Annotated in this window: 20 protein-coding genes and 1 tRNA gene; 11 read left to right on the top strand and 10 right to left on the bottom strand. The window is 44.5% G+C overall.

The features are described 5' to 3' along the window. Positions 1 to 7 precede the first annotated feature (7 nt). The 4 genes from pth to lolB form a co-directional block, all read right to left on the bottom strand. Complete coding sequence (gene pth, locus N646_RS14390; RefSeq protein ID WP_005384112.1) at positions 8 to 598, bottom strand: aminoacyl-tRNA hydrolase; 591 nt, start codon at positions 596 to 598, stop codon at positions 8 to 10. Between the two features lie 150 nt (positions 599 to 748). Continuing rightward, positions 749 to 1,693 carry a ribose-phosphate pyrophosphokinase gene (locus N646_RS14395; RefSeq protein WP_005393176.1) on the bottom strand — a complete coding sequence of 315 codons (945 nt, stop codon included), beginning with the start codon at positions 1,691 to 1,693 and terminating at the stop codon, positions 749 to 751. Positions 1,694 to 1,720: 27 nt separating this feature from the next. Next, positions 1,721 to 2,593: a 4-(cytidine 5'-diphospho)-2-C-methyl-D-erythritol kinase gene (gene ispE / locus N646_RS14400; RefSeq protein ID WP_021034139.1), complete on the bottom strand. Its 873-nt coding sequence runs from the start codon at positions 2,591 to 2,593 to the stop codon at positions 1,721 to 1,723. Beyond that, positions 2,590 to 3,228, bottom strand: coding sequence for a lipoprotein insertase outer membrane protein LolB (gene lolB / locus N646_RS14405; protein ID WP_017819988.1), 639 nt, complete (start codon positions 3,226 to 3,228; stop codon positions 2,590 to 2,592). Before lolB ends, ispE begins: the two co-directional genes overlap by 4 nt. 134 nt (positions 3,229 to 3,362) lie before the next feature. Here lolB and hemA point away from each other — a divergent pair, with 134 nt between their 5' ends. From hemA to ybaK, 8 genes are all read left to right on the top strand, one after another. Next, entirely contained in the window at positions 3,363 to 4,619 is a 1,257-nt protein-coding gene (gene hemA / locus N646_RS14410; RefSeq protein WP_017819987.1) for a glutamyl-tRNA reductase, read from the top strand. A 29-nt stretch (positions 4,620 to 4,648) separates the two neighbouring features. After that, complete coding sequence (prfA, locus tag N646_RS14415) at positions 4,649 to 5,737, top strand: peptide chain release factor 1 (RefSeq protein ID WP_005382222.1); 1,089 nt, start codon at positions 4,649 to 4,651, stop codon at positions 5,735 to 5,737. Between the two features lie 3 nt (positions 5,738 to 5,740). Next, entirely contained in the window at positions 5,741 to 6,595 is an 855-nt protein-coding gene (gene prmC / locus N646_RS14420; RefSeq protein ID WP_017819986.1) for a peptide chain release factor N(5)-glutamine methyltransferase, read from the top strand. 40 nt (positions 6,596 to 6,635) lie between these two features. After that, a complete protein-coding gene (locus N646_RS14425; RefSeq protein ID WP_005382225.1) occupies positions 6,636 to 7,019 on the top strand; it encodes a SirB2 family protein in 384 nt (127 codons plus the stop codon). A 6-nt stretch (positions 7,020 to 7,025) separates the two neighbouring features. Then, positions 7,026 to 7,835: a SirB1 family protein gene (locus N646_RS14430; RefSeq protein WP_005384098.1), complete on the top strand. Its 810-nt coding sequence runs from the start codon at positions 7,026 to 7,028 to the stop codon at positions 7,833 to 7,835. A gap of 53 nt (positions 7,836 to 7,888) precedes the next feature. Next, positions 7,889 to 8,740, top strand: coding sequence for a 3-deoxy-8-phosphooctulonate synthase (gene kdsA / locus N646_RS14435; protein WP_005384095.1), 852 nt, complete (start codon positions 7,889 to 7,891; stop codon positions 8,738 to 8,740). Positions 8,741 to 8,959: 219 nt separating this feature from the next. Further along, a complete protein-coding gene (gene ushA, locus N646_RS14440) occupies positions 8,960 to 10,642 on the top strand; it encodes a bifunctional UDP-sugar hydrolase/5'-nucleotidase UshA (RefSeq protein WP_017819985.1) in 1,683 nt (560 codons plus the stop codon). Positions 10,643 to 10,744: 102 nt separating this feature from the next. Then, positions 10,745 to 11,218: a Cys-tRNA(Pro) deacylase gene (ybaK, locus tag N646_RS14445; RefSeq protein WP_005384092.1), complete on the top strand. Its 474-nt coding sequence runs from the start codon at positions 10,745 to 10,747 to the stop codon at positions 11,216 to 11,218. Positions 11,219 to 11,282: 64 nt separating this feature from the next. Here ybaK and rluF read toward each other — a convergent pair whose 3' ends face one another. From rluF to N646_RS23820, 3 genes are all read right to left on the bottom strand, one after another. Continuing rightward, positions 11,283 to 12,440 carry a 23S rRNA pseudouridine(2604) synthase RluF gene (gene rluF, locus N646_RS14450; protein ID WP_017819984.1) on the bottom strand — a complete coding sequence of 386 codons (1,158 nt, stop codon included), beginning with the start codon at positions 12,438 to 12,440 and terminating at the stop codon, positions 11,283 to 11,285. A 94-nt stretch (positions 12,441 to 12,534) separates the two neighbouring features. Further along, positions 12,535 to 13,116: a DNA endonuclease SmrA gene (gene smrA, locus N646_RS14455; protein ID WP_005382233.1), complete on the bottom strand. Its 582-nt coding sequence runs from the start codon at positions 13,114 to 13,116 to the stop codon at positions 12,535 to 12,537. 132 nt (positions 13,117 to 13,248) lie between these two features. After that, the gene (locus tag N646_RS23820; protein WP_005382236.1) at positions 13,249 to 13,389 is read right to left on the bottom strand and encodes a DUF3149 domain-containing protein; all 141 of its coding nucleotides are present in this window, start codon (positions 13,387 to 13,389) and stop codon (positions 13,249 to 13,251) included. 259 nt (positions 13,390 to 13,648) lie between these two features. On the opposite strand from N646_RS23820, the gene N646_RS14465 reads away from it, so the two are divergent. Continuing rightward, positions 13,649 to 13,725: transfer RNA gene (locus N646_RS14465), tRNA-Pro, on the top strand. A gap of 185 nt (positions 13,726 to 13,910) precedes the next feature. Here the strand turns inward: N646_RS14465 and N646_RS14470 are convergent. Further along, positions 13,911 to 14,294 (bottom strand): hypothetical protein, encoded by a 384-nt coding sequence (locus N646_RS14470; RefSeq protein ID WP_005384085.1) that lies wholly within the window; start codon positions 14,292 to 14,294, stop codon positions 13,911 to 13,913. A 151-nt stretch (positions 14,295 to 14,445) separates the two neighbouring features. Beyond that, positions 14,446 to 15,318, bottom strand: coding sequence for a TraB/GumN family protein (locus N646_RS14475; protein ID WP_005382001.1), 873 nt, complete (start codon positions 15,316 to 15,318; stop codon positions 14,446 to 14,448). A gap of 494 nt (positions 15,319 to 15,812) precedes the next feature. On the opposite strand from N646_RS14475, the gene N646_RS14480 reads away from it, so the two are divergent. Both N646_RS14480 and N646_RS14485 read left to right on the top strand, forming a co-directional pair. Continuing rightward, a complete protein-coding gene (locus N646_RS14480; protein ID WP_017819982.1) occupies positions 15,813 to 18,464 on the top strand; it encodes a beta-N-acetylhexosaminidase in 2,652 nt (883 codons plus the stop codon). A gap of 439 nt (positions 18,465 to 18,903) precedes the next feature. Then, complete coding sequence (locus N646_RS14485; protein ID WP_017819981.1) at positions 18,904 to 19,596, top strand: oligogalacturonate-specific porin KdgM family protein; 693 nt, start codon at positions 18,904 to 18,906, stop codon at positions 19,594 to 19,596. A gap of 65 nt (positions 19,597 to 19,661) precedes the next feature. Here N646_RS14485 and N646_RS14490 read toward each other — a convergent pair whose 3' ends face one another. Further along, positions 19,662 to 20,111: a DUF411 domain-containing protein gene (locus N646_RS14490; protein WP_017819980.1), complete on the bottom strand. Its 450-nt coding sequence runs from the start codon at positions 20,109 to 20,111 to the stop codon at positions 19,662 to 19,664. Position 20,112: the final 1 nt, after the last annotated feature.

The following is a 20,112-nucleotide window of genomic DNA, read 5'->3' on the forward strand; positions in this document are numbered from 1 at the left end:
AGTAACCTTATTCAGCTTTGAACGTGTGGAGGCGATTTTGTGCTTTAGATAGGCCATCCTTAATCAGGATATCTAGACAACGAACAGCCTCATCAGCTGCTGCATCTAAAAGCTCTTGCTCTTTAGCTGGCGCTTTACCTAATACAAAACCCGCCACTTTATCTTTGTGTCCCGGATGACCAATGCCAATACGAAGACGATAAAAATCTTTGTTATTGCCCAGTTTGCTAATGGTGTCACGCAGACCGTTGTGTCCACCGTGACCCCCACCTTTTTTAAACTTAGCGACACCTGGCGGTAAGTCTAGCTCGTCATGAGCAACCATGATCTCTTCAGGTTTAATTTGATAAAATTTCGCAAGCGCTGCGATCGATTTACCTGATAGATTCATGAAGGTGGTTGGGATAAGCAAACGGAGATCCTGGCCATTGACCATAATGCGTCCTGTTAGACCAAAAAACTTTGGTTCGTTCTTCAGTGTAACGTTGTGAACGCGTGCTAATTCTTCTACAACCCAAGCGCCCGCATTGTGACGAGTTCTGGCGTATTCTGGTCCTGGATTAGCAAGACCAACAAGAAGTTTGATTTGTTGACTCAAGGTTAGGATCTCTCTGGAATCTCAAAAAGCGCAGTATGATAGCACAGAAAACTCGCGGTGGGCGACCAAGGGATTTTCTAGTTATCAGTACAAATAAAAAACACCCCAAAGAGGGGTGCTTTTGAAATCAGTGTAACTGAAATGTTCGTATTAGTTGAACATTGCAGAGATTGACTCTTCGTTGCTGATACGACGAATCGCTTCAGCTAGCATGCGAGATAGGCTTAGTGTTGTCACTTTACCTGTTGCAGCCATCTCTTTAGACAGAGAGATAGAGTCAGTTACGATAACTTGGTCAAGAACTGAGTTCTTGATGTTATCCGCAGCGTTGCCTGAGAATACTGCGTGAGTAGCGTAAGCGAATACACGCTTAGCACCGCGCTCTTTTAGTGCTTCAGCTGCTTTACATAGTGTGCCACCTGTGTCGATCATGTCATCAACGATCACACAGTCACGACCTTCAACATCACCGATTAGGTTCATTACTTCAGAAACGTTTGCACGTGGACGACGCTTATCTACGATTGCGATGTCGATGTCGCCTAGTGCTTTTGCTGTTGCACGAGCACGAACAACGCCACCTAGGTCAGGAGATACCACTACAGGGTTATCTAGACCGCGAGCCTGCATATCTTCAAGTAGCACTGGCGTGCCGAAGATGTTGTCTACAGGTACATCGAAGAAGCCTTGAATTTGCTCTGCGTGTAGGTCGATAGTTAGAACGCGGTCAACACCAACGTTAGATAGGAAATCAGCAACAACTTTTGCAGTAATTGGCACACGCGCAGAACGTACACGACGGTCTTGGCGAGCGTAGCCGAAGTAAGGGATAACTGCAGTGATACGGCCTGCTGAAGCACGGCGCATTGCATCAATCATAACAACCAATTCCATTAGGTTGTCGTTAGTCGGTGCACAAGTGGATTGAATGATGAAAACATCGCTACCACGAACATTCTCATTGATTTGAACTGCAACTTCGCCATCAGAAAAGCGAGAAACAGATGCATCACCAAGAGAGATGTAAAGACGATCAGCAATACGTTGGGCTAGTTCAGGTGTTGCGTTACCAGCAAATAGCTTCATATCAGGCACGGTGGAAACCTCGGGTTTGCGTCCAGTTTAAATAGGTCGGTGTGAGGCTGATTGGTATTCAGCCAAAGTCTCTTTTAATGGCGAAATATTGCGCCCTTGAGCGACAAATGCCGAGACTTTATCAGAGAGTTGTGCAAGGATAGTTTCTGCTTCAGATTTGCTCGAAAATTCAGCAAAAACGCAAGATCCTGTCCCCGTCAATCTTGACGGCGCGTATTGTAGCAGCCAAGAAAGTTGCTTATCAACCTCTGGGTAGAGCATTCGTACAATTTTTTCGCAATCGTTTACGCTTGGCGTATTTAAAAGTGTTTCTAGATCTCGTTTTGGGGTGTTTCGCGTCAAATCTGGATGACAAAAAACGTCGACGGTTGCGATAGATACATTCGGTCTGACGACTAAATACCACTTTTCTTCGGGATAAGCAGGAGAGAGTTTTTCACCAACACCTTCAGCAAAAGCTGCAAATCCGCGCACAAATACGGGCACGTCTGCGCCCAGTTTTAAACCAATTTCAGCCAGTTCGTCGTCAGTTAGATTCAGTTGCCATAAGTAATTCAGTGCCACTAATGCTGTAGCTGCATTCGATGAGCCCCCACCAATGCCTCCACCCATAGGCAGCACTTTCTGTAGCTCAATATGCGCGCCAAAAGGGCAGTTTGAGTAAGTTTGAAGCGCGGTTGCTGCTTTCCAAATTAAATTGTCTTGAAGGGGCACACCTTCTATGTCTGGAGAAATCGTAATATCACCAGAATGGTTCGCTTGAATGGTGAGCTCATCGCCGTGATCGACGAATTGGAATAAGGTTTGTAACTCGTGGTAGCCATTCTCTGTACGGCCGTTGATATATAGAAAGAGATTCAATTTCGCTGGTGATGGCCAGCGTGTTGAAAGTTCAATCATTGGGTGATGTTCCATTTTGTGATCACTAGATTTATTTTGACATCAGCTGTGGTGAGTTTCAGCTTATTTGGCAGAGGGAGAGACTGTTCATGCCATTGAACGTCGCCATATCGTTGATAAGCAATACTCCAATCATTTAAACCAATTTGTTTGTTTAACGCTTGCAGTGTATTGGTTGGAGACAGTTGGAATTTGTCGGCATCGGTCGGTAGACCTAATAGCCAGTCAGGCATGTGATCGACGGGCATCATTAACCCTGTAAGACGGTAAATCAGCTGGTTAGCACTGCGAGAAGAAAGGACCTGATCGTCGTAAGTTTCTACTGTGGCGCCTTGTGGGGTGATGGTGAGCTTTAATGCCGTTTGTCCGAGAATCGTTGTTAAACGCAACTGGCTTAGTGCTGAAGAATGTTTCCAGTAGAAGTTTAAATTTTGTCTTTGGTCTGGGCCAATATAACCAAGTTTCCCCGTTGCTTGAAAATCTCGGATGGTTTCGAGTCGCTGCTCATGAGCTTGCCATTCAACGCTGGTAACACTTTCAGGAACGGACGAACAACCAGCGAGCAGTAAGCTCGACAAGAAAAAAAGAATAAAGGAGCGTAACGTCATGTTTGATGGCTTATTAATCAGTTTCATCGGGAATCGCTCACAACTATAGCATTGAAAAGTCGCACTTAGGAAAACAAATCCGGCTTACCCTTTCAATAAATGCGTGCTTACAGTAAAATTCTGGACCTATTTTATAACCTATCCCAGAGATACCACGTTAGATGTCCTTGCTTGCTATTGGAATTAATCACAATACAGCGTCTGTCGACTTGCGAGAGAAGGTGGCGTTTGGTCCGGATAAACTCGGCCCTGCACTCGAGCAACTTAGAGAGCACGAAGCAGTTAACGGCAGTGTGATTGTTTCAACCTGTAACCGAACTGAGTTGTACTGCGATGTTAAGCAAGGAGCGCGAAGCAAGTTGATCGATTGGCTTGCTCAATTTCATCAAGTGAGCCGCGAAGATTTAATGCCGAGTTTGTATGTTCATGAAGAACAAGCTGCAATAAAGCATTTGATGCGCGTATCGTGCGGTCTTGACTCTCTGGTGTTGGGTGAGCCTCAAATTTTGGGGCAGGTAAAGCAAGCATTTTCTGACTCGCGAGATCATCAAGCTGTCGATGCCTCGATTGATAAACTGTTTCAAAAGACGTTCTCAGTCGCCAAACGGGTGAGAACAGAGACAGATATTGGTGGTAATGCCGTGTCCGTGGCTTATGCGGCATGTACACTGGCAAAACATATTTTTGAGTCGTTATCAGATTCAACCGTGCTTTTAGTTGGTGCGGGTGAGACGATTGAATTGGTCGCGAAGCATTTAGCGTCCAACGGTTGCACAAAAATGATTGTCGCGAACCGCACTAAAGAGCGCGCGCAAGGCTTAGCGGACCAATTTGGCGCAGAAGTGATCAGTTTGAACGAAATTCCTGAACATTTGGCGAAAGCGGACATTGTGATTAGCTCAACGGCGAGCCCATTGCCTATTATTGGCAAAGGTATGGTCGAAACGGCTCTAAAGCAGCGCCGACATCAACCTATCTTGTTAGTCGATATTGCGGTGCCGCGAGATGTAGAGTCGGAAGTCGGTGAACTGAACGACGCATATCTGTATTCTGTTGATGACTTGCAATCTATCATCGACAGCAACATTGAGCAGCGTAAAGTCGAAGCGATTCAAGCTGAAGCGATTGTTAGTGAAGAAAGCGCGGCATTTATGACATGGTTGCGTTCACTGCAAGCCGTCGATAGTATTCGCGACTATCGCAAATCAGCCAACGAAATTCGTGAAGAGTTACTGAGCAAAAGTTTGCAATCTTTAGCGGCAGGCGCAGATCCGGAGAAAGTGCTGCGCGAGCTGAGTAATAAACTCACCAACAAACTGATTCACGCTCCAACTCGCGCATTGCAAAGTGCAGCAGAGCAAGGCGAACCAGCAAAATTAACGATTATCCGCCAAACACTTGGCTTGGATGATCTATAACTCACGCTTTTTATTAAGAAAACGACACTATGAAAGCCTCTATTCTGACTAAGCTAGAAACGCTAGTAGAACGTTACGAAGAAGTTCAACATCTTCTTGGTGATCCTGATGTAATTGGAAATCAGGACAAATTCCGTGCTCTATCAAGAGAGTACTCTCAGCTAGAAGAAGTAACCAAGTGCTTCCAAGCTTATCAACAAGCACAAGAAGATCTTGTCGCCGCTGAAGAGATGGCAAACGAAGACGACGAAGAAATGCGTGAAATGGCGCAAGAAGAAATCAAAGAAGCGAAAGCGACGATTGAGCGTCTTACTGATGAGTTACAGATTCTTCTTCTGCCAAAAGATCCGAACGATGATCGTAACTGTTTCCTAGAAATTCGTGCAGGTGCGGGTGGCGACGAAGCGGGTATCTTCGCGGGTGATCTATTCCGTATGTACAGCAAGTACGCAGAAAAGCGTGGCTGGCGCATCGAAGTCATGTCTTCAAACGAGGCAGAGCACGGTGGTTACAAAGAGATGATCGCGAAAGTAAGCGGCGACGGTGCATACGGCGTGTTGAAATTTGAGTCAGGCGGTCACCGTGTACAGCGTGTTCCTGCAACTGAATCTCAAGGCCGTGTGCATACTTCTGCTTGTACAGTAGCAGTAATGGCGGAAATCCCTGAAGCGGATCTGCCTGAAATCAAAGCAGCAGACCTGAAAATCGATACGTTCCGTGCATCTGGCGCGGGTGGTCAGCACGTTAACACCACGGATTCTGCAATTCGTATTACCCACTTACCAACGGGTACGGTAGTAGAGTGTCAGGATGAGCGTTCACAGCACAAGAACAAAGCGAAAGCAATGGCGGTTCTTGCTGCTCGTATCGTTCAAGCGGAAGAAGAGCGTCGTGCCGCAGAAGTGTCTGATACACGTCGTAACCTTCTAGGTTCTGGTGACCGTAGTGACCGTATTCGTACATACAACTACCCACAAGGTCGTGTGTCTGATCACCGTATCAACCTGACCATCTATCGTTTGAACGAAGTGATGGAAGGTGACCTGCAGAGCTTGATTGATCCTGTGATTCAAGAGCACCAAGCAGACCAACTTGCGGCGCTCGCAGAGAACGGCTAATCGATGAGCCAAGTTCAATCGATTGAGCAAGCACTGAAAAGTGCGACGGCGAAACTGGCAGAAGGCGGCAAAGAGTCGCCTTCTCTCGATGCAGCTGTCCTTCTTTGCCATGTCCTTGGCAAACCAAGAACTTACCTACTTACCTGGCCAGAAAGAGCATTAGAAACCGAGCAACAAGCTCAATTTGATGCACTCTTGGAACGACGCATCGCTGGTGAGCCCGTGGCTTACATCATTGGTGAACGTGAGTTTTGGTCTTTACCTCTTAAAGTCTCGCCATCCACATTGATCCCAAGACCAGATACTGAACGTTTGGTTGAAGTCGCATTAGATAAGACTTTCGGACAAACGGGACCGATCTTAGACCTTGGCACAGGAACTGGCGCGATAGCTTTAGCATTGGCGTCTGAAATGCCAAATCGCCAAGTGATGGGCGTAGACCTTAAGCAAGAAGCGAAAGCACTTGCAGAGTACAATGCTGAGCAGCTAAACATCAAAAATGTGACCTTTGCTCAAGGCAGTTGGTTTGAGCCTATTACAGAAGGTACGAAGTTTGCTTTAATTGTCTCCAACCCGCCATATATTGATGAAAAAGATCCACATTTATCCCAAGGCGATGTGCGCTTTGAGCCAAAATCTGCATTAGTTGCTAAAGAGAATGGCTTAGCTGATATTCGTCATATCTCGGATCTTGCTCGTCAGTATCTTGAAGTGGGCGGTTGGCTGGCATTTGAACATGGTTATGATCAAGGTGAGGCGGTGCGTGAGATAATGCGTGGCTTTGGTTACCAACAGGTCGCTACGGAAAAAGATTATGGCGGTAACGATCGAGTAACACTTGGTTGTCTGGCCAGTTAATCATGGAAGTCAGCAAACACTAACTAAAAAGAGAAGAAAAATGTACGTAGCTCTAAAACACATACACTTAGTGACGATCGCTCTCAGCGCGACGCTACTATCGATCCGATTCGTGTTAATGATGATGAACTCACCGAAGCGAAATAATCGCTTTTTGAAAGTGTTTCCCCACATCGTTGATACTGCATTGCTAGTGTCAGGTATCGCGCTTATTTTCATTACTGGTTTCATCCCGTTTACCGATGCCGCACCGTGGTTAACAAACAAAATCACCTGCGTACTGGCGTACATTGCGCTTGGATTCTTCTCATTGAAACTTGCGAAAAACAACCTACTGAAGATATTTGGCTTTTTCGGCGCATTAGGTTGGTTGGTCATGGCTGCAAACATTGCTGTGTCTAAGAGCCCTACGTTATTTGGATAAGACGTCATGTTAGAGTTTTTTGACGAAGATTTTGACAATATACCGTTGGTGGAAGGTGCGCTTGAGCTCAACAAAGCGATTAACCCAGAAACCAAAGTACATTGGGCGAAACAAGAGTTAGAGCGTCTTTACAAAGATGCAGAAGCCACGCTTGTTCATGAAACCGATGAAGAGCAACGATTTGATGCATTCCTACGACTGTTTTTCCACGAGTGGGGATTCAAAGGCGACGAGCAGGAATACTTTATTTCGGACAACAGCTTCATCGATAAAGTGTTGGAGCGCAGAAAAGGTATTCCTGTGAGCTTAGGTTCGATTTTGTTATACCTAGGCAAAAAGCTGGGGTTCCCGTTGAAGGGAGTTACTTTCCCTACTCAGTTCCTGTTAAAAGTCGACTGGATGCATAAGAAGCCAGACTACATCAATCCATTTAATGGTGAGTATGTAGGTGAAAGGATTCTTCAAGCTTGGCTTATTGGCCAGGAAGGACCGCTAGCTCAGCTAAAGCCTGAACATTTTGAGGAAGCTGACAACCCAACAATTATTGGTCGCTGGTTGGCATTGATTAAAAGTGCGATGTTGCGCGAAGAGCATTATACGCTGGCATTACGTTGTACGAATCTTGCTCTAACGTTTGTGCCAGATGATCCATACGAAATTCGTGACCGTGGTTTTATTTTCCAACAGCTAGAGTGCCCTCAAGTAGCGGTATCAGATTTTCAGTACTTTATTGACCAATGCCCTGACGATCCGGCTTCTGAGCTACTAAAATCACAAGTTAATGTGATGAGTGAAACGCACGTCACACTTCACTAATTTTATCGATGTGCCGAACTGTGGCGTATCGTGGACAGAAAAAGAGAATCAAAATGGAACAGAAAATCGTTAATATCGGCGACATTCAGGTTGCTAACGACAAGCCATTCACCCTATTTGCAGGTATGAACGTTCTTGAGTCTCGTGATCTTGCGATGCAGATCTGTGAGCACTACGTAAAAGTAACGGAAAAACTTGGTATTCCTTACGTATTTAAGGCGTCGTTTGACAAAGCAAACCGCAGTTCTGTTCATTCATACCGTGGTCCAGGTCTGGAAGAAGGTATGAAAATCTTTCAGGAGCTGAAAGACACTTTTGGTGTAAAGATCATCACGGACGTTCACACTGAAGCACAAGCTCAACCTGTCGCTGACGTGGTAGACGTTATTCAGCTTCCTGCATTCCTAGCTCGTCAAACTGACCTTGTTGAAGCTATGGCTAAAACAGGTGCGGTTATCAACGTGAAGAAACCTCAATTTATGAGCCCTGGTCAAGTGGGTAACATCGTTGAGAAGTTCGCAGAATGCGGTAACGACAAGATCATCCTATGTGAGCGCGGTTCTTGCCACGGTTACGATAACCTAGTTGTAGACATGCTTGGTTTTGGTGTGATGAAAAATGCTTCGAAAGGTAGCCCAATCATCTTTGACGTAACGCACTCACTACAAATGCGTGACCCATCAGGCGCAGCATCTGGCGGCCGTCGTGAGCAGACAGTTGAGCTTGCTAAAGCGGGTCTAGCGACAGGCATCGCAGGTCTATTTATCGAAGCGCACCCAAACCCAGACCAAGCGCGTTGTGATGGCCCATCTGCACTGCCTCTAGACAAGTTAGAGCCATTCTTAGCACAAATGAAATCGCTTGATGATCTGATCAAGAGCTTTGCAGATATAGATATCAAGTAAACGCCAGATGACTGGTGGTAACAAATACTATAGCCAACCGATGTTGGCTATTTTTTTATCTGAAAAACTGTAAATTCTCAAACTTGTTACTGATGAATTTGTTATTGCTAAACAATGCATCATAATTATTAAATCAATGTGTTAGGGTGCACGTGGTTTTCAAATAGATCCAATGCTTAAAATGTGCGTCAGTAATCCCAATAAGAAAAAGGTAAATAAATGAATCAGCGTCTGATGATCAAAACTGTTTTGAGTGCCGCTATCTTGGCCTCGTTAGCTGGGTGTGCTACGCAACCTGTACCAGAATGGAATGCCGATACAACCTATAAATTGACCGTATTGCACACTAACGATCATCATGGTCGCTTTTGGCAAAATCGATACGGTGAATATGGCATGGCGGCGCGTAAAACGTTAATCGATGATTTGCGCGAAGAAATACAGGCTGAGGGGGGGAGCGTGTTATTGCTTTCTGGTGGTGACATCAACACAGGAGTACCTGAGTCTGATTTACAAGATGCCGAGCCGGATTTTAAAGGCATGAGCAAAATTGGTTACGATGCGATGGCTCTAGGTAATCATGAGTTTGATAATCCATTGGATGTGCTATTCAAGCAGCAAGAGTGGGCAAACTTTCCGATGTTGTCTGCCAATATTTACGATAAAAATACTGGCAAGCGTTTATTCCAACCATACGCGATGTTTAAAAAGCAGGGCATTAAAATTGCGGTCATTGGCCTTACAACCGAAGACACAGCGAAACTTGGCAACCCTGAATTCATTGAACAAATTGACTTCCGTGACCCAAAAGAAGAAGCCAAGAAGTTGATTGCAGAACTGAAAGAGACAGAGTATCCAGATCTGATTTTTGCTGTCACGCATATGGGACACTATGAAAATGGTAATAGAGGCATCAATGCTCCTGGCGATGTGGCGTTAGCTCGTTATTTGAATGACGGCGATCTCGACATGATCGTTGGAGGACACTCACAAGAACCTGTGTGCATGGAAGGTCCAAACGTTATCAAAAAGAACTTTAAACCAGGTGATGAATGTCAGCCCGATAAACAAAATGGTACCTTTATTGTTCAGGCACATGAGTGGGGGAAATATGTGGGACGCGCCGATTACGAGTTTCGTAATGGCGAACTCTCGATGGTGAGCTACGATCTAATCCCTGTAAACTTGAAAAAGAAAGTTAAAGTTGATGGTCAGTCGCAACGAGTCTTGATCCAAGATGAGATTAAACAAGACGAAATGATGCTTGAGTTTCTTCGTCCTTATCAAGAAAAAGGTCAGGGCAAACTAAACGTGAAGATTGCAGAATCTAACGGTAAGCTTGAGGGTGACCGCAATGTGGTTCGTTACCAGCAAACAAACTTAGGTCGATTAATTGCAACGGCTCACATGGAACGTGCGAAAGCAGATTTCGCCGTAATGAATTCTGGCGGCGTTCGCGATTCGATTGCAGCAGGTGAGATTACCTACAAAGATGTGCTGACTGTTCAGCCATTTGGCAATATGGTCTCTTACGTTGATATGACGGGCAAAGAAGTATTGGATTACCTAAATGTCGTTGCAACTAAACCTGTCGACTCTGGAGCTTACGCGCAGTTTGCCGGCATTGCGATGAGTATCAATAATGGTGAGGTAACCAATGTGTTCATTGGTAATAAGCAACTTCGCTTAGATGGTAATTACCGCTTTACCGTACCAAGCTATAATGCTGCTGGTGGAGATGGTTACCCTAAAATCGACGATCATCCAGGGTATGTAAATACAGGTTTTACCGATGCTGAGGTTTTGAAGGATTATTTAGAAACACATAGCCCTATTGATGTTAATGAGTATGCCCCTTCAGGTGAAATCACGTATTTAGTTGATACGGCGATTGATCAGTAACCCAACAGAGAAAAAGCGATTGACTCAAACTCGCTGATATCATTAACTAAAAGCGCAGATCCAATTCAATCTGCGCTTTTTGTTTTTATGAGGAGAATCTTGATGACTCCGGCCATTAATCTTGCGAAAAAGAAAAAAATTCCACACACGATTCATCAGTATGAGCATGACCCTAGAGCCGATAGTTATGGCTTGGAGGCTGCTGAAGTACTGGGGCAGGATCCGAAAACAGTATTTAAAACCTTGCTGTTCTGCTTGAACGGGGAGCCAAAGAACCTTGCGGTTGCGATTATCCCTGTTGATCAAAAGCTGAACCTAAAACTGGCGGCGAAAGCAGCGAAGGGCAAAAAGGCCGATATGGCTGATCCGGAAATCGCCCAAAAGACCACAGGTTATGTCGTTGGTGGAATTAGCCCACTAGGGCAGAAGAAAGCCTTACCTACTTTTTTGCACGAAAGCGCAGCAGAGCAAGACAAAATCTGTGTGAGTGCTGGTAAACGTGGTTTAGAAATTGAGTTAGCCCCGAGAGATTTGCTGAGCTTAACTCGTGGTCAGTTTGCACCTCTTTGTTTGTAAACTCATGACAAATAAAAAGGACGCTCATGAGCGTCCTTTTTTGATCTTGCCTGTCAGTGAAGCGTTACTTCTTCAGACTCAATGTACCACCAGTGCGTTTAGCTGGTTTGCTTGGTTTCGCGGCATTTGGGTTCATGTAATGCTGCTTAGGCTTACTCAGTGATTGAGGCTTGTTTGCTGAATGCGTATTGCTCGATGCATCTGGTTTACGGTGCGATTTACCATGCTCGCCTTGCGGTCTGCTGCGTTCACCTTGTGATTTCGCTTTGTAATGTTCTTTAGCTGGACATCCGCCTTCATCATCACGCTGACGACGCTTTTGTTGACCTTTTTTCGAGTTTGGTGCATGACGGAATTCATCAGCATTGTTACCGCGGAAAGTTCGTGTCTTCTGGTTACGACGAGCAGTAGAATCTTGGTTTTCTTCACGGCTATCAAACAGCTTCGCGTCGGTCGCTTTACGAATGTTGCGACCTCTAGAGTCTGTTTTTGATGCTTCTTCTGTACCTACCGAGCCTTCACACATTGCTAGGATCTCTGCCACTTCTTCGTCACTTAGATAACGCCATTTTCCATTCGGAATACCATCAAGAGAGATATTCATGATGCGAACGCGACGCAGCTTGAATACTTCATAGCCCAGCGCTTCACACATGCGACGGATCTGACGGTTAAGTCCTTGAGTGAGCACAATACGGAAAGAGAATTTAGTCTCTTTTGTTACCTTACAAGGTAGGGTGACTGTGTCGAGAATCTTAACGCCACTCGACATCTGTTTGAGAAACTCGCCTGTAATTGGCTTGTCCACGCGTACGACGTACTCTTTTTCGTGGCTGTTGCCTGCGCGAAGGATTTTGTTCACGATGTCGCCATCGTTGGTCAAAAAGATCAGACCATCAGAGGGTTTGTCTAAGCGGCCGATCGGAAAGATACGTTTTTGGTGGCCGATGAAATCAACGATGTTTCCAGGGACGTCTCTCTCAGTTGTACAGGTGATGCCTGTTGGTTTATTGAGAGCGATATAAATCGGCTTCTCTTTTGCTGCCACTGGCTTACCATCCACACAAACATCATCACCAGGTAGCACTTTTGTCCCCATTTCAGGTTTGTTGCCATTAATGGTGACACGGCCTTGCTCAATTAGTCTGTCTGCTTCACGGCGTGAGCAAAACCCCGTTTCACTGATGAATTTATTTAATCGTTTAGCGTTGTCTTGTGACATTTTTGTCTCCTAACGTTTCACAACGGCGAATGAAGCTCCCTTCCTTTAAGGGGAAGGAAGAATAAGGGCGGGCATTCTAGCATTAGGGTGAAATTTAGCCTAACCGTTTTTGGTGACGTTCGCGGGTTTCTAATTTCTTTTCCGCACTTTTTCTAAGTAGGACGTAAACGGCTCCAGTTCCACCGTGAAAGCGTTGCGCACTATGGACGCATTGGACTTCCTTTATTTGTCGTAGCCAACTGCTAACAAAGCTTTTCATCATTGCAGGTGGATTTGAGCGTTCTCCTCGACCATGGACGATAACGACCGTTCTAATGTCCATTGATAGGCATTGCTTTAAAAACGTCACGACTTCATCACGTGCTTCTTTCAATGTTTTACGGTGCAAATCCAAGCGAGCTTGGATTGGATACTTACCAAGGCGAAGTTTGCGGTAAACCCCGTCCTGTACACCATCACGTTTGAACTCAACAAAGTCCTCTGGCTTGAGCATTTCAGCGTGATCAAGTGATAGGTATTCTGGGTCATCTTCCGTTAACCAGATTGCTGCTTCGCGTTTTGCGAGTTGTGCTTCTGTTACTTGGTGTACTTTTTTGTGTTCGGTGGTGTCTTGAGTGATTGGCTTTACATCGCCCATCATCTGTTGAAATAGATCAAAATCGTCGTCGTGAGACATAGCAGTAATCTCATTAAGAACAGGGAAGAATAATAGGATTATATCAATGAGTGGTGCATTGAGATCAAATAAAAAACCGGAGTAGGCAAGTAACCGACTCCGGTGCAAAGCGTTTCTAGAGCTAAGCGAGATCTAGTGAGGAGATTTGTCGTTCATGATCTTGTATATGAAGAAACCGCCGTAAAATAACATCAGACCAATTGCCCCAAAAATTACTATCATTGACGATAGACCCACTGCATTACCAAATAGGAGATCAAGCCAAAAGTCCATACGTTTCCTCCAAGATGTTCCCGACAGGAATAAACTAAATGGCGGTGTCTTGTTGCACACTGATCTGGATCAATTATGTTGCTAAGGTTAATAAACTGTATTTTGTTGTGAGTTATCAGTCACATTTTACGTGCTAGTGTTCAGTTATTCATCAAACGAATTAAGACCTAAGGTTTTTTTGTAAAAAGCACTTGCGCCACAGTTCAGAATCCGTAATATACGCATTCGTTGACGGGGACAATTCCTCAGTTAAACATCTCGGTGAATAGCGCAGCTTGGTAGCGCATCTGGTTTGGGACCAGAGGGTCGGGGGTTCGAATCCCTCTTCACCGACCACTTTTAGAAAGCCTGCTCAATGAGCAGGCTTTCGTCGTTTTTAGTGCTAGTAATTTTAGACTTCAATAGTATCGAACCAAATGGGGTTCGCCTGAAGTTAGAATATGGCTCTTCATCGACACATATTGAGAGGAAGGCTCTACAGAAATGTAGGGCCTTTTCATTTTTTAGAGCGAGTAAATTTATTACTTGATGTCACACGAGATAGTATTGATAGGAGTTTCAGAAGTAGTGAAACAGACATAAGCGGTCTTTGGGTGATTTGGCCCAATCTTGACGTAACCCGCTTTTAAATCGTCTTCATCAAACGTTACTGAGTGAGATTTGCTTGTATTTCCATCATAGTAAACCGCTTCAAAGCCTTGGTTCATCATATGTGCAACGCGATTTCGAGTGTGGGCTGTTGAAAACGTGATGTTCGCGCAACGCATCATTGGTTTTTCGGTAATAAGAAATTGACCACTCTCTTTATCTAAAACACCGCCTTTTACTTCCGGAGTTATATCAATAGCTTGAAAAGCTTCTACGTTGCATGGCGGTTTAGCATAAGACAGCGAAGAAGTGAGCATAATTCCAATCGTGTATAGGAATAAATATTTAAATTTCATATGAGTTGTTTTGTATCCACTTAGCTTAACGGCGTTTTATAAGAAAGTTTGAATGAATTTTAAATGGTTGTATTTAAATAATTGTATTTAAATGGCATTTTTCAAACAATCACTAGATATCACAATTTGCTTGGCGCGTCTTACCCAGTGGTTTGATGTTAAATCCCCGATTTTTAAGCAGTTCAATCAGGTTATCTTTACCTACTAAATGCAAGCCACCAACAACAACGGTGTAACGACCCGATTGCTGAGGTAGAACACTGCCAGTGTCGAGTTTTTTAGCCCAATCTCGATTACGCTCGTATAAAAAGGCTTGGTTAAACTCTTCTGTTGTATGATCGGTCAAAGAGGCTTCGACCAACATGCTACCATCACCACTCTTCCAACTCTCTATCAAGCATTGAACCAACTCTTCTCCGCCATCATATTCTTCAATTGATGAGAGAAGTATCTCTTTACCGCCTTCTGATTGACCTGCGATTAAATCGATTTGGAATTGCACGGACTCCAGTGGAATGACCGGGATTTGCTTTTTATCAGCGAGTCCTATTAAGTGCATGTCGACCCCTTTATCAGAGACATACCCCAGTTTGTTGACTAAAGCGAGTTGGATGGTGAATGCTGCCATCCAAGGTGGGGAATTTAGGAGTTGAGTTTCTGGCAAACCTAAATCTTGGGCAATTTCAATTAAGTGGCGACGTTGAGCTCTGTCTAAAACATCTTTAGAAAGAATGGTTGTTTGTGGGTAAACCAAGCCTTCAGAATTCCTGACGTCTGCTTCAATAATCAACCCTGCGCTTTGGCTTAAATGCTGGATGACCGTTCTAGGGAGTGGGTACATCGTTTTATCCCCCACATGTACCGAGCCAATAATCATAAGTTCGGTTTCCCCTTTTTTCGCTAACCAATGCTGTGGCTCTGCATAAGAGGAAAAAGGAGTCAAAGTAACAAGTAGAGATGATATGAGCGTCAAGAGACGAAACATAGAATGGTCCTCAGATAAGATACCTTTAAACTTTATACGCAAAATAGCGTGAGGTTAAGTGCAATTTCTCCAGTGGGGTATTCGACAAAATCGTCATTTCTAAAAATATTGACGAGTTTTGACGACGAATAAATGAGAGTCACTTCACGAAAGGTAAATAGGTAATTCGCTTACTAATGGTTCACAAAATAATTAGGCGTGATCCAAATCTTACAAAATCAGTCGTAACTCATGAATATAAGTGACCTAGATCGCAGCAAACTCGTCAAAACAAGTTGTTCGATTTTGACGTGTATTGTAACTCCATGAAAATTAGATTTTTATTGTTTTTGCTGAGTGTCATTTTTTGAGCTGGATCACTTCCTATTTCTATTTATTTTACGCTTAGAAATAACAGGTTGTATGTTGAATGTAACGGTTAGGTACCTCGCATTTGAGGGGCCGAGATTTTTATCATTGTCGTTTTGAACCACTGACTTTTTTGGGGAAGTAAGATGTTTAAACCTAGTCTGATTGCTGTTTCTGTTATCACTACATTAGCAGGTTGCTCTGCGCTGCAAAGCTCTGAACAACAAGTTGTAAATTCGTTGGCTAATAATCTTGATATTCAATACCAAGTGTTGACTAACCACGGTGCAAACGAAGGTCTTGCTTGTCAGGACTTAGGGGCTGAGTGGGCGTCTTGTAACAAGGTAAACATGACGCTGGTTAACCAAGGTGAAGCGGTTGACTCAAAAGATTGGGCTATTTACTTCCATAGCATTCGTCTGATTCTGGATGTTGAAAACGAACAGTTTAAAATCTCTCGCGTAACGGGTGATCTACACAAACTAGAACCAACAGATAAGTTTGATGGTTTTGCTGCGGGTGAAGAGGTTGTGCTTCCTCTTGTTGCTGAATACTGGCAGTTATTTGAAACTGACTTCATGCCAGGCGCTTTCGTTGCTGCACCAAATGCAGAGCCTAAGATGATCGCTTCTCTTAACACAGAAGACGTTGCATCTTTCGTGACTGGCCTTGAGGGTAACAACCTAAAACGTACGCCAGATGACAACAACGTATTTGCGAGCGCTGTGTCTCGTTTCGAGAAGAACGAAGATCTAGCAAAACAAGACGTATCAACCACGTTACTACCAACGCCAATGTCTGTTGAAGCAGGTAAAGGTACGGTAGATATCGCGGCGGGTATTGCGCTGCCTAAAGACGCATTCGATGCGGCTCAATACGCAGCAATTCAAGGTCGTGCAGAAGTGGTAGGTGTGGATGTTCGTGGTGATCTTCCTGTAAGCATCACTGTTGTTCCTGCAGACTTCACCGGTGAATTGGCAAAATCTGGTGCTTACGAAATGAGCATCAAAGGCGACGGTATTGCGATTAAAGCGTTTGACCAAGCAGGTGCTTTCTACGCAGTACAATCTATCTTTGGCCTGGTAGATAGCCAAAATGCTGATTCTCTACCACAACTGTCTATTAAAGATGCGCCGCGTTTTGATTACCGTGGTGTGATGGTGGACGTGGCTCGTAACTTCCACTCTAAAGACGCGATTCTTGCAACGCTTGACCAAATGGCCGCGTACAAGATGAACAAACTACACCTTCACCTAACGGATGATGAAGGCTGGCGTTTAGAAATCCCGGGTCTGCCTGAGCTGACTGAAGTGGGTGCTAACCGTTGTTTCGATTTGGAAGAGAAAAGCTGTTTACTGCCTCAGCTTGGCTCAGGTGCAACGACAGACAACTTTGGTTCTGGCTTCTTCAGCAAAGCAGACTACGTGGACATCTTGAAGTACGCGAAAGCGCGTAACATCGAAGTGATTCCTGAAATCGATATGCCAGCACACGCTCGTGCAGCAGTGGTATCAATGGAAGCACGTTACGACCGTCTAATGGAAGAAGGTAAAGAAGCAGAAGCGAACGAGTACCGCCTGATGGATCCTCAAGATACATCGAACGTAACGACGGTTCAGTTCTACAATAAGCAAAGCTTCATCAACCCATGTATGGAATCTTCAACTCGCTTTGTTGATAAAGTGATTTCAGAAGTAGCAGCAATGCACCAAGAAGCGGGCACGCCGCTAACAACATGGCACTTTGGTGGTGACGAAGCGAAGAACATCAAGCTAGGCGCTGGTCTGCAAGACATCAACGCAGAAGACAAAGTAAGCTGGAAGGGTAACATTGATTTGTCTAAGCAAGACAAGCCATTCGCACAGTCACCACAATGTCAGACGCTAATTGCAGACGGTACGGTAAGCGATTTTGCTCATCTACCAAGCCACTTTGCAGAAGAAGTGTCGAAGATGGTGGCAGAGAAAGGCATTCCAAACTTCCAAGCTTGGCAAGATGGCCTTAAGTACAGTGAAGGTGAGAAAGCGTTCGCAACAGAAAACACACGTGTTAATTTCTGGGACGTTCTTTACTGGGGTGGCACATCATCAGTGTACGAATGGTCTAAGAAAGGTTACGACGTTATCGTTTCTAACCCAGACTACGTATACATGGACATGCCGTACGAAGTTGACCCGAAAGAACGTGGTTACTACTGGGCGACGCGTGCAACAGATACTCGTAAGATGTTTGGTTTTGCACCAGAGAACATGCCTCAGAACGCAGAAACCTCTGTAGACCGCGATGGTAACGGCTTCACTGGTAAAGGTGAAATCAAAGCGAAACCTTTCTATGGTCTATCAGCACAGCTGTGGTCTGAGACAGTACGTAACGACGAGCAATACGAGTACATGGTATTCCCTCGCGTACTGGCAGCCGCTGAACGTGCATGGCACCGTGCTGATTGGGAAAACGACTACAAAGTGGGTGTTGAATACTCGCAAAACTCTAACCTAGTAAACAAAGCTGCGCTAAACCAAGACTACAATCGCTTTGCGAACGTACTTGGCCAACGCGAACTGGCTAAGCTAGAAAAAGCGGGTATCGACTACCGCCTACCTGTACCAGGCGCGAAAGTTGAAGAGGGTAAACTGGCAATGAACGTTCAGTTCCCGGGTGTGAAGCTTCAATACTCTCTAGACGGCAAGAACTGGCTAACTTACGTAGATAATGCTCGTCCAAATGTGAAAGGTGAAGTGTTTATCCGTTCTGTGTCAGCAAGCGGTGAGAAAGCAAGTCGAGTGACCAGCGTGAAATAACTCGATTCTTGTAAGTTAATTTTTTGGCAAAGCCTCAACATCATGTTGGGGCTTTCTTTATTTTTTGAGGAAATTAAGCGTGATCGATGTCTAATTATTTTTCATTGATAAATAAGTTTTTGGTTGTAATGGTCAAGGTTATTGTGAACTTGATCGACTTAATCTGCTAAATATCAATAAATTATCTGTTTACGATCACACTTCTATTTTTTGAATAATTTTATAAAAATACGATAAGTGCCTGTATTTTCCATGTTTTTATCAGGGTTGTTGAGCTTCGGTTTGAACAAGATCACTTTTTAAAATGTTTTATTTTCCATCGCGAATTAATTAAAACAATATTGCGAACGCCAAGGAGGCACATTCCAAAGTTTGCGATAAAAGGGAAGAGATGCCCTCTAAAACTATCGCATAACGTGAATAAATAAAGGCAGTAATTATGAAAAATATTTTTGCACTGAGTGCTCTTTCTCTCGCTTTCGCTTCTAATGCTTTTGCTGGTTCTTCTTACGTAACAGGTAATGTTCAATTCCACGATGATGGTCGAATTCATGGTTCGGACGTTACGTCTACACTGGAAGCTGGTCATACTTTTGATAACCAATTCGGCGGCTTTACGGTTTATACCGAATTTGATGGTATTCAGTTGGGTAAACTGGAAACAGAAAACGGTGGCGCAGGTAACACAACACCAGCAATAACTGTGGGTGGTGAGCAGTCATTTAATATTACCGATCATTTATGGGTTGCCGCGGGTTACCAACACCTATTCTCTGCTGGCGAGAACGTACAGTACCGTCCATTGGTTAAGATCGGTTACAACTTCGATAACGGCATCTCCTTAAGTAACCGTACTCGTGCGCACATTGATGCGACAGACGCAGATGCGGATACAGATTACCGCATGGACAACCGCATCGGTTACGTGATGAATGAGGATGTGACGCTAAGCTACAACAACGTCTACATGATTGAAGCGGAAACCATGGACCACGAGCTTCGTGCAACGTGGACTCGTAAAGGTGTTCAACCTTACTTTGAGTTCCGTAGTCAAGCACACGGTGCAGAAAACGCGAGTGGTGACAGCCTAGTGAATAACGCTTTTGTATTTGGTGCCTCTTACGGCTTCTAATTTTATATTTGTCTTAACTATCCATTAAGAAAAAGCCCAGCGGTTTGTCTCGCTGGGCTTTGTTTTTATTTGCCGTTGCCTTCGTGGTGGCTATATTCGAACACTTGTCCTTTTTCGTTAAAGGCGTAAACGGTGTAGCTGTCTTTTTTGTCGCCATATTCCATACCAGGGGAGCCCATTGGCATGCCCGGTACTGATAGGCCTTTTGCGTTACGTAGTGGATTTTTCAAAAACGCTTTAATGTCTTCGGCTGGAATGTGACCTTCAAACAGATAGCCGTTGATCTCTGCCGTGTGGCAAGAGTAAAGCTGTTCATTCTTGATGCCTAGATCGCGTTTGATGGCGTTCATGTCATCGTGCAATTTTTCTTCGACCGTAAAGCCGTTCTCTTCCATGTGTTTTGTCCATTCTCCACAACAGCCACAGTATGGCGATTTATGGTTAATGACATCGGCTGCCAATACGTTGGCGGACACGGTCGCAAGCATTGCAAAGGTCAATAGTTTCAACTTCATA

Source organism: Vibrio alginolyticus NBRC 15630 = ATCC 17749, assembly GCF_000354175.2.
Lineage (GTDB): Bacteria > Pseudomonadota > Gammaproteobacteria > Enterobacterales > Vibrionaceae > Vibrio > Vibrio alginolyticus.